Consider the following 13,777-nt stretch of genomic DNA (forward strand, 5'->3'; position numbering starts at 1 on the left):
TAACATAATAGAAGGGTGTCGCCAACTCTGCAGGGATCACTATGACGGCTACCCAAGTACCGATGGCCTCTTCAACAGAGCGAGAATCCAAGGTTTTACCGGCGGGTGGACCGGATCCCGAACGGTTTGATGTTGCTGAAGCCTGGTATCCAGTTGCGTACCTTGAAGACCTGGACAAGTCTCGTCCCAGTCGCTTTACCCTGTTAGACCGTGGACTTGTAATTTGGTGGGACCCAAACCAGTCCAGTTGGAGAGTCTTTGAGGACAAATGCCCCCATCGACTGGCTCCGTTGTCTGAGGGAAGAGTAAATGAAGCAGGCCTTCTAGAATGCCCGTATCACGGCTGGGCATTTTCTGGCAGTGGGAGTTGTGAACAAATACCCCAGGCATCAGACGATGTGCAGGCTCAACTATCCAACCGTTCCTGTGCTGTTGCACTCCCTACTTCAGCAAAACAGGGGCTTTTATTTGTTTATCCAGGGAAAGCTGAGCATGCTCCAAAAGTGGAGGTCCCAATTATTGGTCCGGTAGCAGATCAACCCGACGGTTGGGTCATACTGAATACTTTTCGCGATTTGCCTTACGATGCTCTTACTCTGCTAGAAAACGTCCTTGATGCTAGCCACATCCCCTACACCCATCACAAAACCATAGGCAATCGTGACAATGCGGCCCCGATGGAAATGGAGGTGACAGAATCCTCCAAGCAAGGGTTTCAAGGTCTATGGCCGGAGGGCCCACGTAAAGGGAAACTAGGCACTCAATACACTACATTTGTGGCACCATCGCTGATGTATCACGACCTGACATCCAAACAGTTTGGCCGAACGATGACTGTAGTTTATGCCGTTCCAATGAGGAAGGGAGAATGTCGTCTCTTTGCCCGTTTTCCTTTTAAATTTTCCTCGAAGCTGCCTAGCTTCGTGATTAAGCGGACGCCTCGTTGGTGGAGCCACATTGGTAATAACCGAGTGCTGGAAGACGATCAAATTTTCCTGCATATTCAGGAACGAGAACTGGAGAAAATCGGGGATAAACCCTATGCTCAGGCCTGTTACTTGCCGACCCAAGCGGATCAATATGTTCTTCAGTTTCGTAAATGGGTCAGCGACTACAAAGCAGATCCATTCCCAGGACAAGCTCTAAGCCGCGAGTTGCCCAAAGATGCTCTACTAGATCGCTATAACTCCCACACAAAGCATTGCGGCAGTTGCGCTCCTGCGCTGAAAAGAGTTCAGACTGTCCGTAAAGGCACGCTTATAGTCAGCGCGGTTGCCTGGTCAGCTGTGCCGACTCTCACGGTGTTGGGAGGAGAACTGACGCCCTTAGTAGCTGGTCTTCTTACGGCCATTCCTCTGGCTGCTTTTGCCTGCTGGCTTTGGCTGGGCAGCCTAGAACAAAAATTTTATAAAGGGCAGGAACTGGCACCCCGTAACGTTTTGGGTAAAAGCTAAAGATTCCTAAAAGGCTACGTTAATTCGCTCCTGGCCTGTAGGGGTAAACAACCGTTTACTTCTACAGGTTTGCCCCACTGGAAGGGGTATGGAATTCGAAGTCGGGATGAATTCTACCAACCAAACCGCGCCGGACTTCGACGGACTGGGGTGCGCCCCCCGGCCCGCCTAAACCCGTGGCCCTACACCGCCCCCTGGACCAGGTCAAAGCACTAATCGGCGGGAATCACCCGCACCATCCCCACCAGGTCAATGCCGGCGGGGGTGACGGCCAGCTGGCGAATATCGACCTCTGGCCCCAGATCGAAGGCCATATCGTCAAGGGCAATGGGGGGCGAGGTGTCTCCTGGGGCGGTCGTCACCGTGGCTACGGGCCGACGCAGATGTAGCCAGCGCCCCTCCTGGATGGCCAGGGCGGTGGTCAGTTTAAGGCTGTCCTGGCCGGCCCGATGCCCTGCCCAGCGCAGGGTCAGGCGATCGGTGGCCAGGGCAATATCGACGTCGGCGACAGCCTCGCCCTCCAGCCAGCGATCGAGGGGCACTTGCTGGGGGGAAACTGCCCCGGCCAGCAGCTGTTTTAGCACGTCCCGCAACCCCTGACCCAGCAGCGGCGACCCCAGGGAGGCCCGCAGATCGGCAGCCAGCACTGTCACCTGCCCGTCCACGGGAAAGGGCTGGAGCAGGCGCAGCGCCTTGCCACGCAGCACCTGGGGCAGGTTGACGCGAATATCCGCCGCGCTGACGGCCACCTGGCTGACGTGCAGCCCCTGATAAACCGCCTGATGTGCGGCCACGGTCACCTTCGGCAGGTAGCCCCCCAAAATTTGTCGATCCTTGCCATCAATCGCAAACTCCAGCCCTTCAATGTGGTCGAGCTGCGTGTGCAGCCAAAGGCGAATGGCCGGGGGCAGCAGGCGGCTGATAATGCGACTGCCTTTGGGAGTCGCACCATTGGCATTGGGGGTAGCAGCGGGATCAGAACTCATTAGGGGGCGCAGGACGACAGGGTACAGACACGGCAATCAGCAATAAGCCCCTCAGTCTGCTCCAGCGGGGGGCGATCGCACGGTTCCACCCCCAAACTCTAGCAGGGGACGCCCCCATTGAATCGAGCCCAGGGGGAGTGCGATCGCGACCTCGGCCCGGGAATGCCTGACGCAATCCCTCAAATATTAAAAAGCTGTGACGCAATAATGCTCACGGGGATCGCAATGTCATGAATCTATGACATTGCGATCCCCAAACCCCTGTTTTCTCGCTGGAGAAGCTGGAAAAGCCTTGTCAGGGGCTTGATCCCAGCGATTGTTTTTGGCATCCTACAGGTCAGCGGTTGATCCCCACCTGGACCTCAGGCCTGGAGGTTATGCCTAGAACCAGAGGTTTCGATCGGGTGGGCAGGGTCAAGGGTGTGGGATCGCTCCGGCGGTGACCGGCTGTTATGGTCCTGACGTCGTTCCTCTACCTGGGGCCGCCGTGCTTACATCTGCTGTCGTCGTGGTCTTTTATTGAGGAGAGTGTTCTATGTCATCACCCCGTCCCCCCCTGGAAGATATGACCCTGCGGCAGCTCCGCAAGGTGGCTAGTGAGTACGAGGTATCTCGCTACAGCCGTATGCGCAAGACCGAGTTGATCGAGGCAATTCAGACGATCGATGCCCAGCGTGGGGCGGCGGCGACTCCAGCTCCAACAGCACCGGTCCCGGCGGCTCCTGTTCCCGCCATGGCCGGTGCCGCTTCGGAACCAGCATCGGCCCCCAGCATGCCCAGCGCCCCCCCCGCCCCTTCCGTGGAGGTGCTGGCCTCGGTGGATGACGGCCTGGCCGACCTGCCCAGCGGCTACGGCGAAAGCCGCATCGTGCTGATGCCCCGCGATCCTCAGTGGGCCTACGCCTACTGGGACATCCCCAACACCCACAAAGACGAACTGCGACGGCAGGGCGGTTCGCGCCTGGCCCTGCGCTTCTACGATGTCACCGATATTGACTTTTACTCCCAGGCTCCCCACAGCCTGCAGCAGTACGAGTGCGACGAAATGGCGCGCGAATGGTACCTGCCCATCCCGGTCAGCGATCGCGACTATGTGGCCGAAATTGGCTACCTCTGCAACGACGGTCGCTGGCTGGTGCTGGCGCGATCGCTGCCCGTCCACATTCCCCCGGTCTACCCCTCCGACTGGGTCGAAGACCACTTCATGACCGTCGAATGGCAGGCTGACCTGCGCGGCAAGACCTTGATGACCCTCAAGCATCCCAGCCAGCGGGCCGCCGAGAGCACCAACGCCATCTACGACAGCATCTTTGCCATGACCGAGTCGGCGGAGGCCCAGCGGGTGGCCGGGTCGCTGTTTGGCTCCATGCAGCACGTGCCCGCGTCGATGGCTCCCGAAAAGGCCGTCAGCTCCTACGTCTTCCCCTCGGGGGCTGGGCTGTGGGCAGTGCCCGGGGCCGAGGTTGGGGTGCCGACGATGTCTGGGATTGGCCTCAATGTATCGGGGCTGACCATGTCGGGGGCGGGCTTCTCGGCGTCGGCTCCACCGATCCGGCCTCGCAAGTTCTGGCTGGTGGCCGACGCCGAGCTGATTGTCTACGGGGCCACCGAACCCGACGCCACGGTGACCATCGGCGGCAAGCCAATCAAGCTCAACTCCGACGGCACCTTCCGGTTCCAGATGTCCTTCCAGGACGGCAACATCGACTATCCGATTATGGCGGTGGCGGCGGATGGCGAGCAGACTCGCGCCATCCACATGACCTTCGATCGCGCTACCCCCTCGCGCCGCACCAACACCAAAGACGAAGCGGTGTTGGAGTGGCTGCCCTAGGCTGCCCGCTTGCTTAACGGCAGAATCACAGGAAAAGGGGTACCCACGGGTACTCCTTTTTTTTGCAGAAATAGGGTAACTCCCCGCATAGAATGAGGTGTTGGTAAGCCAACTGCGGTCAGTCCAATCTGGCTAAACTTGGCAAGCCCCACTGCCGACCATTAAGTCCTAAACAAACTCTTAACCCGTGAAGCTATTCCTCTTCCACACTCCCGAAGAAGTTCCTGACCAGGGCAGTCCTGACTGCGCGATCGCCATTGATGTTCTGCGGGCCACCACCACAATGGCGGCGGCCCTGGCGGCAGGGGCCGAAGCCATTCAAGTCTTTAGCGACATTGAAAGCCTGCTCAGCGTCAGCGAAACCTGGCCCGCCGACAAGCGGCTACGGGCGGGCGAGCGGGGTGGCGGCAAGGTCGAGGGCTGCGACCTGGGCAACTCCCCCCTCGACCACTCCCCCGACTTTTCGGGGGGCAAGCGGCTGTTTATGAGCACCACCAACGGCACCCGCTGCCTCAAGCGCATCGAGCATGCCCCTACGGTGATTACCGCCGCCCTCACCACCCGCCAGGCTGTGGTTGAGTTTTTGCTCAGCCAAAATCCAGCCACCGTATGGCTGGTGGGCTCCGGCTGGGAGGGCACCTACTCTCTGGAGGACACCGTCTGCGCCGGCGCGATCATCCACGGGGTGATTGTGGCAACAGGGCAAACCTTCAAAGACCTGGCGGGCAACGACGCCGCGATCGCCGCCGTCAGCCTCTACCTACAGTGGCAGGACCAGCTGCTGGACCTGATGCACTATGCCAGCCACGGCCAGCGCCTGCTGCGCCTCGACAACGAAGCCGACCTGCAATACTGCGCCCAACTCGATGTGCTCAATGTGGTGCCGCGCCAGCGCGAGGTGGGGGTGCTGGCCCTATAGCGGCCTGCCCTGGCAGCGGTGCGTTCAGGATAACCCCTGATGCTTAGTCAGGCTGACCATGGCGCATGCAGCACGGCCAGGGGTATCGGGTGTCAGGTCTGCGGTTAACGTCTGCCGTGCCCCTCAACCCCTGCCCCTGAAATCCTACGGACCTGCCTTCTTAACCGCGGCAGACTGCTAGGTAAATACCGAAAAAATTTGGAAGAAGCTTCACAGACGGCTTATTTCTTCTTCACACAGGTTCCTCTATGGTAGACCCATGGGCCGCAGCGCTCCTATAGGGTACGTACTATACTGAAACCTCTAAAAAACTAAGGCCTCCAGCTTTCGGGCTGGGGGCCTTAGTTTTGAGCGGGGTTGCACCGCGTGGGATGACCATGGCAGGGGTGTAGGGTTAATAGGAGCACGACGGGTCCATGGGGAAAGAACTGTGCAGCGATTGATGGTTGAGCCCGATCAGGTGGTGGCAGACCGCCTGCGCCTGCACCCCAGTCAACAGCACTACCTGTACCGGGTGCTGCGGCTGGGGCCGGGGCAGCAGTTTGTGGCCCTCGACGGCCGGGGGCAGCAGTGGGTAGCCAGCCTGACTACTGAGTCTGACTGGGCGGCGATCGCGCCCATGGCCACCGCTATGCCCACCCTGCTGGCTCCCATTACCCTGGCGATCGCGCTGCCCAAGGGCGGCGGCTTTGACGAGGTGGTGCGCCAGACCACCGAACTGGGGGTGACCACGCTTCAGCCGGTGATCAGCGATCGCACCCTGCACCAGCCCAACCCCAAAAAGCTGGAGCGCTGGCAGCGGATCGCCACCGAGGCCACCGAGCAGAGCGAACGGCTGCTGCGGCCCCAAATTTTGCCTCCCCTGCCCTGGCGGGACTACGTGCAGCGCCCCCCCGAGGGCTACCGATGGATCTGCGTGGCGCGGGGCGAGGCACCCCACCTGCTGACGGTAGCCCAGGCCAGCGATCCCGCCGTTGCTGCCGCGATCGCCGTTGGGCCAGAGGGCGGTTGGACAGCGGCTGAGGTAGAAGGGGCGATCGCGGCGGGGTTTCAGCCGGTTTCGCTAGGGCCCTATGTTCTGCGGGCAGTAACGGCTCCCCTGGCGGCGCTGGCGCTGGTATCTGCCGCTCGTGCCCCAGGTAATTCTCCAGCGAAATTTAAAGACATCTAAACCAGTCTTCGGAGTCATTCTCAATAACAAAAAATTATTGCAAATGTCTTCAAAAGTTCGTTAGTATTCTCATTAAGGATGAGTTATTGAAATCTATCGGGGGAAAAAATAGGCCATGGCAGCTTACACTCCATCAGCCCTCAAAGCCGAACTCAACGAGCGCGGCTGGCGCATGACTCCCCAGCGTGAGACCATGCTCAAAACCTTTCAGAATTTGCCTGAAAGCACCCACCTCAGCGCTGAGGACCTGTGTGAGCTGCTCGAGAAGGAAGGTGAGCCAATCAGCCTTTCCACCATTTACCGCAACCTCAAGCTGATGGCGCGCATGGGCATCTTGCGCGAGCTGGAGCTGGCCGAGGGCCAAAAGCGCTACGAAATCAACCAGCCCGCCCCTCACCACCACCACCACCTGATCTGCGTGCGGTGCAACAAAACTATCGAGTTCAAAAACGACTCGGTGCTCAAGGTGGGGGCCAAAACCGCCGATCGCTCGGGCTACCACATCCTCGACTGCCAGCTGCTGATCCACGGCATCTGCCCCACCTGCCAGCGATCGATCGTGCCGATTTAAGGGGTTTACGGTCCACGGTGCACGGTGCACGGCCTGTGCTTAACCTTAAACCGTGCACCGTAAACCTTGTACCGTGAACCGTAACCCCAGCTACAACACTTCGTGGGTGTACTTGTGCTGCTTCACGTTGTCGTTTTTGGAAATCTTGCGCTGGCTGTTGAGCACCCGCTTTTTCTCGGTGGTGTAGTTTAGCTCCCGGTGGATAGTGCCCAGGGGGACCAGGTTGGCCGCCTCTGGGCGCGACTGGTAGGTGCGGGCGGCGGCCAAAATTCGCTCTTCGTAGTCGGCGCAGGGCTGGGCCGGAGCAGCGGCGATTTCGCCCAGATCCATCGCCAGAGCCTGGGCCATGGTGGTGCCGCAAATGGCGCTATAGGAGGTGGGTACGCCCTGGAGCACCGACTGCAGGTAGGCCGAGGGAATAGGCTCCAGAATTTGCAGCTCGACCACCTCTCCCTCCTGGCGCAGGTAGCAGGTGGCTCGCCCGATCACCACATAGCTGTCGGCAGGTAGGGCGTTGGCGGAGGCTTGGGGTGCGGTTTGAACCATGGTGTTTAGTTGAATGTTACGGCGTTGCCCGCTGCGGTGAGGCGGGTCTTGGTCAGCGTTGATTGCCCCAGATGCTCCTGTAGAAGCTCCGTCCATCACCTCTTTTAGCGAGGGTGCAGAGGGAAACCCTGGGGAATTTTCGCACTCAAATTCTAACTTTCTGGGATGGGGGGCCGCGATCGCCCCTGCAAACCGTCACAAAACACAACCTGCTGAATAGTCGCGACGGGTGGGCGGTGGGTTACGGCGGGGCAGGGCAAATGGGAGAGTAGCAAGGTTGAAGTAGCCGCCTAACCCACCCTACGGATAATTGAAACACCAGATGCTTCTGATAGCGGTGTTTAAGTGAAATCATGGGTGAGCGGCGTGCCACGCCTGCGCCTGCTGCTGAATGGCCTCCAGGTCCTCGGGCGTCATCCGGTCCAAATTTTTCAAAATAAAGCTCATGCGGCCCTGGGTCTGGAGTTTTTCGCGGTGGCGGTGCAAAAAATCCCAGTAGAAGAAATTGAACGGGCAGGCGTTCTCCCCACTGCGCTCTTTGGGGTTGTAGCGGCAGCCCTTGCAGTAGTCACTCATTTTGTTCACGTAGTTGGCCGACGAGGCGTAGGGTTTGGAGGCCAATAGGCCGCCGTCGGCAAACAGACCCATACCAATCACGTTGGTCTGCATCACCCAGTCGTAGGCGTCGATGAAGGCGGCGTGAAACCAGTTCTCAACTGCCTGGGGCAGGAATCCGGCAATTAGCGAAAAGTTGCTCAGAATCATTAGCCGCTGAATGTGGTGGGCGTAGCCCGTGCGCTGAATCTGGTCGATCACCTGGTGCAGGCAGTTCATCTCAGTCTCGCCCGTCCAGAAAAACTCGGGCAGGGGCTGCCGATGGTCAAACCAGTTGCGATCGCCGTAGTCGGCCTCAAAGTGGCTATAGAGACCGCGCATGTATTCGCGCCAGCCCATCACCTGGCGAATAAAGCCCTCCACGCTGTTGAGGGGCAGATCGCGATCGGCAAAGGCGGCCTCTACCCGCTCGATCACCTCCAGCGGGTGCAGCAGGCCCAGGTTCAGGTAGGGGGACAGCAGCGCGTGCCACATGGTTTCCTCGCCGGCGACCATCGCATCCTGGTAGGGGCCAAAGGTTTCCAGTCGATCGGCGATGAACATATCCAGCACCGCCAGGGCCTGCTCACGGGTGACGGCCCAGCGAAACGGGGTGGCCTGGCCAAAGGTGGGTAGCTCCAGGGTTTCCACCTTGTCGATCACCGCCAGGGTGGTGGCGTCGGGCTCAAACCAGTGGGGCTCTGGCGTGTCGAGCTTACCCTTGGGCGGCTTGCGGTTGTCTTTGTCGAAGTTCCACTGACCGCCGACGGGCTGATCGCCCTCCATCAGCACGTCAAAGCGCTTGCGCCCCTCCCGGTAAAAGCTCTCCATCAGCAGGCTCTTACGCTTGCTGGCCCAGGCTTTGAAGTCGTCGGTGCTCCAAAGAAAGAGATTGTTGTCGAGAATCGTCAGCTCACAGGGCAGATCTAGCCCCTTCAGCCAGGTGATGAAGGGATGGTCCACCGGCTCCATGATCCGCAGCTCAGTGATGCCTTCGGCTTTGAGCCAGTCGCGCAGGGCGGTTTCGGTGTCGTCGGCGATCGCGTAGGTAACCGGCCACCCAGCATCCTTTAGCGCGTCGGCAAAGTGGCGCATGGCCGACCATACCAGCACCAGCTTTTGCCGGTGGTACCAGCGCTCCTGGGCAAAGGTCAGCGACTCGACCAAAAGCACTGGCCCTCGCTGGCCCTCGCAGCTGGCCAGGGCCGCCTGGTCTGACCAAAGCTGATTGCCGAGTACCCAAACCCCAATCGTCATTGCCGTTTTCCCCGCGCTGTCCGCTGGTCTGTAGCCTGTTTTATGGTTACGCCTGTTTTATTGTTACGTAGGTGAGCGACGAGTGGGGATAGCGGTCGATGCAGGCAGGCCCCGCAACCCTGACGTCCGATCCTATGGGAGGATTGTGGGAAAAATTGCCCGGAGTGATGGCCAGAGCAGAGGCCAGCCCTACGACTACCCCAGCCGCTAACTCCATAGACCCAAAACCCGCACCACGTATAGCCTATGGCATCCCAGAAACGGGAACCAACTCAAAACGAGGATCCGCTCCAAAATCGCGGCCTTTCCCCGGCTGAACCATCGGCGCTACCTTCGGCCACCTACTGGCAGCAGGCTCCCACCCCAGGGGACGACCCTGGGCTGCGGGCGACCCGGTATCTGGGCCTGCTGCGGGAACTGGCCGTACAGCCCGGCTGGATCAGCCTCGACCACATCGCCGACCCACCGGGGGCAGCCCTGGACTGGATTGGCCACCACATTCACGCCGTCAACCGGCAGCTCAACGCCATTTTGAGCGATCTGCTGGCCTGCTTTGAGGCATCCCAGCGGCCCGAGGTCCAAATTTTTGCCGCCCCCATTGCTCCCCAGGCGGGGGTAGATGGGTTTTGCTGCGATCGCAGGCCCATCACCCTGATGGTGGACCCCGGTCGCATTGTGCCCGCCGACTGGCCGGGGCTGGTGGCCCACGAACTGGCCCACGGCGTAGCGGCAGCCAGCGGCCATGGCGCTGAGTTTGCAGGGGCGATCGCCCACCTCTGCCTGGCCCAGGATCTGCCCATGCCCGCCCCCACCCTCAGTGTCAGTGACCTCAGCCACTGGCCCCCCTGCCGCCGCAACCCGCAGCCGGAACAGTTCTGGCTAGGGCAGACAACCTGGCACCTGGAGCCTTAGCCGCCCGAAGGGCTACTCGGCTTACCCCATTGAGTGGGAGAATAGCCAAGACCCGCCTACAGGATTTTTGCAGACTATGAAACGCCTACTGGCCATGCTGACCCTCGCGCTGATGTTCTGGGGGGTTGGCTTTGCCACTGCCGAAGCCGCGATTCCCGACGATGTGCAAAAGCTGCTCGACACCAAAAAGTGCCAGGTGTGCATTCTCAACGACGCCGAGCTCAGCGACACTGACCTGGCCGGGGCCAACCTCAAAATTGCTGTGCTCACCGGAGCCAACCTGGCGGGCGCTGACCTCAGTCGGGCCAATCTCATGCTCACCGACATGGAAGGGGCCAACCTGAGTGGCGCGACCCTGGCCGGGGCTCAGTTGAACGGGGCCAACCTGCCCAACGCCAACCTCTCGGGAGCCAACCTGAGCAATGCGGAAATGACCCAGGCCAACCTGGCTGAGGCCAATCTCTCCAATGCCGATCTCAGCGGCGCAGTCATGCTCAGCGTCACCCTGGGCACCGCCAACCTGGAAGGGGCCAACCTGAAGGGGGCCAACCTGCGCGGCGTCAACCGCAGCATGGTGCGCTTTTGCAATACCACCATGCCCGACGGCAGCATCGAGAACCGCGACTGCTAGACCCTACTAGTACCCCGAGGCATAAGTCAGCCAACCATTCCTGACACCTGACACCTGACACCTGACACCTGACACTCTCAGCAACGGTGGCCATATTTCTGCCAGGCAGTACTAGGCATTTTCCTTGCCGTAGGCCTGCCAGGCCAGATCCACCAGTCCGTTGACAATGGCCGCCGCCACTACGGCACTGCCTTTGCGGCCATTGATACGGACGTGGGGCACCATGGCATCCTGGAGGCGGTCTTTGATCACCGCGCTGTCGATAAATCCGGCGGGGGTGGCCACCACCAGGGCCGGGCGCACCTTTTCGGCGTCAATTAAATCGACCAGGGTGGCCAGGGCCGCCTCCGACGCCCCGATCACAAAAATGCCCTCGGGATAGCGCTGGGCCAGGGTTTCTACCCCCCAGGCGGCCTGGCTCTTGCCCTTCTGGGGCCGAGTCAGGGCATCCATGCTGCAGTAGACGGGGTTGGCAAAGGTCTGCTGAATGCAGGGGGTAATGCCCACCTGCACCATCGGCACGTCCACAATCAGGGTCGTGCGGGCGGCCAGGGCCGCCGCCCCCGACTGCAGAGCCTGGTCAGAAAAGTGAATGTGGTCCTTGAAATCAAAGTCTGCCGTGGCGTAAATTACCCGGCGAACAATTTCGTACTCCGAGGGCGAGAAGCTGTGATCGCCAATTTCGGCATCAATGATGCGGAGGCTGTGGGCATCGGTCACATGCCATTCCATAGCAGACGGGGAAATGGGTCAGATTGCTGGGCTAAGTTTAGCCAGGTCTGGGTAGCAGCGCAATGGGTAGAGTGGGGAAGGGGTGAGGACGGTGAGGGGGTGAGGCAGGTGAGGGGGTGAGGACAATGAGGGAGTGAGGAAGGTGGAGATAGAGTAATTCAAAATTCAAAATTGTCACTACTCACTACCCACCTACCCGCTACCCGCCTACCCATCCACCCATCCACTCATCCACCCCCTACTCCCCGACTGCCGCCAGGACCGTACGAATCGCCTCAACCAACCGCTCGACCTGGGTCGGCTCAATCCAGTAGTGGGTGACGGCTCGCAGGGTGCGGTGGCCGTAGCCGCCTATATACAAACCATAGTCAGCGCGTAGGGTCTTGATCAGGTGCTCGGGAGAGATCGCTACGTCCTGGGCCAGCTCAAAAAACACCATATTGGTTTCGACCGCCGCCGGGTCAATCTCAATACCGGGAATGGTGGCTAACCCCTGGGCCAGGGCCTGGGCATTGTCGTGGTCGGTCTGGAGGCGCTGGGTCATGGTTTTGAGGGCGAGAATGCCCGCCGCCGCCAGCACTCCCGCCTGGCGCATGCCGCCGCCGAGCAGCTTGCGGTGGCGGCGAGCCCGGTGAATGAAGGCCTGGCTGCCCACCAGCACCGACCCCACCGGGGCGCACAGTCCTTTGCTCAGGCACACGCTCACCGAGTCGACGTGGGCGGTAATGGCGGTGGGGTCTACCCCGAGGGCCGTGGTGGCGTTGAACAGTCGCGCCCCGTCTAGATGAACGCTGAGGTGATGCGCCTGGGCCAGGGTGCTGATGGATTCAAAATAGTCGGGGGCGATCGCCGCGCCGTTGTTACCGCCGGAGCTGTTTTCGAGCAAAATCAGGCGGCTTTGGGGCAGGTGGGGGTTGTCCACGCGAATCGCGGCTTTGATCGCCTCTAGGGCCATGCGGCCCCGGTTGTCGGTGGGCAGCGGGCGAGGGGTGATGCCGCCCAGCACGGCAATGCCCCCGGCCTCCCAGCAAAAGGTGTGGGCATCTTCCCCCAGAATGGCCTCGTCGCCGCGCTGGGCGTGGGTTAGGGCGGCAATCAGGTTGCCCTGGGTGCCGCTGGAAACGAACAGCCCTGCCTCCTTACCCAGCAGATGGGCGGCCAGGGTTTCCAATTCGTTGACGGTGGGGTCTTCGCCGTAGACGTCATCGCCCAATTCGGCGGTAGCCATGGCCTCCTGCATGGCGGGGGTGGGCCAGGTGACGGTGTCGGAGCGAAAGTCGGTGGAGGGGTGGATGGTGGCCATTGGGGAGGGTGGTGGGTGGTGGGGTAGATGAGTGGGTGGGTGGGCGGGTAGGTGAGTGGGTGAGGGTGTAGAGGCAGGGCAGGTTTTTGCCGGGTGAGGATGAAGGGGGGGAATCGCGAGCCGTATCCCCTCGATGATTTACTATATCTAGTTCATGATTGGCTGTTGCGGGGCGATCGCATCGTATGTTCAGGCCGCGATTGCTGTGTCCAGGCGGTAACATGCCGCTGCGGGCGGGGCTAACGCTTAGTCTTCTGGCGGCAATAATTCAATCACGCGAGCGGGGCTGACGAAGGACATGCCCTGCTGGGAGGCGGAGCTAATCATCACCGCTTCGATCACCGGATCGCTGACGGGGGCGGCCGACTGCCACTCGACGATAAAGTTGGCTCCCACGCCGCCGCTGACATTGCCACGGTCGATGACGACCTCCGTGGAGGCCAGCGGACCTAGCTGAATCGGCTGGTCGAGGTAGGCGACAACCCGATCGCCCCCAGAATTGTAGTAGTCGAGGGCGGTAATTGCGATCGGCTGGTCGCGATCGGTGTTGCGCAGGCTGAGGGTAACGGTGAGCTGAAAGGTGCGGTTCTGGTCAGCATCAAAAATTTCGGTGTAGACCGGCACGTAGAGGGTTTGCCCTTGCACCGCCGCCGCCAGGGCATCGGCGGCCAGCACCGTCACACCGGGGCGGCCTGCAAACTGCTGCTGCGTTGAGAGGTTGGGGGCAGGGCTATTGGTCGGAGCCTGAGCCGCGCAGGCCGACAGCATTCCCAGTGCTACGCCCAGCAGCGTCACCTTCTTCAGACTCGCCATCGGATCACCTCTGAGCGGTTAGGGCAGCAGAACGGGTCAAGCCAACTGTAGCGC

Annotated in this window: 13 protein-coding genes; 7 read left to right on the forward strand and 6 right to left on the reverse strand. The window is 60.7% G+C overall.

Annotated features, from left to right (window positions below):
- Positions 1-62 precede the first annotated feature (62 nt).
- Positions 63-1,454 carry a Rieske 2Fe-2S domain-containing protein gene (locus tag NF78_RS06025; RefSeq protein ID WP_197064772.1) on the forward strand — a complete coding sequence of 464 codons (1,392 nt, stop codon included), beginning with the start codon at positions 63-65 and terminating at the stop codon, positions 1,452-1,454.
- Positions 1,455-1,666: 212 nt separating this feature from the next.
- On the opposite strand, the gene NF78_RS06030 is transcribed toward NF78_RS06025, so the two are convergent.
- A complete protein-coding gene (locus tag NF78_RS06030; RefSeq protein ID WP_052049873.1) occupies positions 1,667-2,440 on the reverse strand; it encodes a DUF2993 domain-containing protein in 774 nt (257 codons plus the stop codon).
- A gap of 535 nt (positions 2,441-2,975) precedes the next feature.
- Between NF78_RS06030 and NF78_RS06035 the strand changes: the two genes are divergently transcribed.
- The 4 genes from NF78_RS06035 (at position 2,976) to NF78_RS06050 (ending at position 6,935) form a co-directional block, all read left to right on the forward strand.
- The gene (locus tag NF78_RS06035; protein WP_035985317.1) at positions 2,976-4,274 is read left to right on the forward strand and encodes a DUF4912 domain-containing protein; all 1,299 of its coding nucleotides are present in this window, start codon (positions 2,976-2,978) and stop codon (positions 4,272-4,274) included.
- A gap of 187 nt (positions 4,275-4,461) precedes the next feature.
- A complete protein-coding gene (locus NF78_RS06040) occupies positions 4,462-5,193 on the forward strand; it encodes a 2-phosphosulfolactate phosphatase family protein (RefSeq protein ID WP_035985318.1) in 732 nt (243 codons plus the stop codon).
- Between the two features lie 442 nt (positions 5,194-5,635).
- A complete protein-coding gene (locus NF78_RS06045) occupies positions 5,636-6,364 on the forward strand; it encodes a 16S rRNA (uracil(1498)-N(3))-methyltransferase (protein ID WP_035985319.1) in 729 nt (242 codons plus the stop codon).
- A 115-nt stretch (positions 6,365-6,479) separates the two neighbouring features.
- The gene (locus NF78_RS06050) at positions 6,480-6,935 is read left to right on the forward strand and encodes a Fur family transcriptional regulator (protein ID WP_035985320.1); all 456 of its coding nucleotides are present in this window, start codon (positions 6,480-6,482) and stop codon (positions 6,933-6,935) included.
- Positions 6,936-7,025: 90 nt separating this feature from the next.
- Here the strand turns inward: NF78_RS06050 and NF78_RS06055 are convergent, their stop codons facing one another.
- On the reverse strand, positions 7,026-7,481 hold the full coding sequence (locus tag NF78_RS06055; protein WP_035985321.1) for a hypothetical protein: 456 nt from the start codon (positions 7,479-7,481) through the stop codon (positions 7,026-7,028).
- 351 nt (positions 7,482-7,832) lie between these two features.
- Positions 7,833-9,332: a cryptochrome/photolyase family protein gene (locus NF78_RS06060; protein ID WP_035985322.1), complete on the reverse strand. Its 1,500-nt coding sequence runs from the start codon at positions 9,330-9,332 to the stop codon at positions 7,833-7,835.
- Between the two features lie 246 nt (positions 9,333-9,578).
- Here NF78_RS06060 and NF78_RS06065 point away from each other — a divergent pair, with 246 nt between their 5' ends.
- Positions 9,579-10,244, forward strand: coding sequence for a hypothetical protein (locus NF78_RS06065; protein WP_052049875.1), 666 nt, complete (start codon positions 9,579-9,581; stop codon positions 10,242-10,244).
- 76 nt (positions 10,245-10,320) lie between these two features.
- Positions 10,321-10,875, forward strand: coding sequence for a pentapeptide repeat-containing protein (locus NF78_RS06070; protein WP_052049876.1), 555 nt, complete (start codon positions 10,321-10,323; stop codon positions 10,873-10,875).
- A 111-nt stretch (positions 10,876-10,986) separates the two neighbouring features.
- Here the strand turns inward: NF78_RS06070 and NF78_RS06075 are convergent, their stop codons facing one another.
- The 3 genes from NF78_RS06075 to NF78_RS06085 form a co-directional block, all read right to left on the reverse strand.
- The gene (locus tag NF78_RS06075) at positions 10,987-11,607 is read right to left on the reverse strand and encodes a precorrin-8X methylmutase (RefSeq protein WP_035985323.1); all 621 of its coding nucleotides are present in this window, start codon (positions 11,605-11,607) and stop codon (positions 10,987-10,989) included.
- Between the two features lie 238 nt (positions 11,608-11,845).
- Positions 11,846-12,910, reverse strand: coding sequence for a low-specificity L-threonine aldolase (gene ltaE, locus NF78_RS06080; RefSeq protein WP_035985324.1), 1,065 nt, complete (start codon positions 12,908-12,910; stop codon positions 11,846-11,848).
- 246 nt (positions 12,911-13,156) lie between these two features.
- Complete coding sequence (locus tag NF78_RS06085) at positions 13,157-13,723, reverse strand: DUF3124 domain-containing protein (RefSeq protein WP_035985325.1); 567 nt, start codon at positions 13,721-13,723, stop codon at positions 13,157-13,159.
- Positions 13,724-13,777: the final 54 nt, after the last annotated feature.

The sequence above is a fragment of the Leptolyngbya sp. KIOST-1 genome (assembly GCF_000763385.1).
Classification (GTDB): Bacteria; Cyanobacteriota; Cyanobacteriia; order Phormidesmidales; family Phormidesmidaceae; genus Nodosilinea.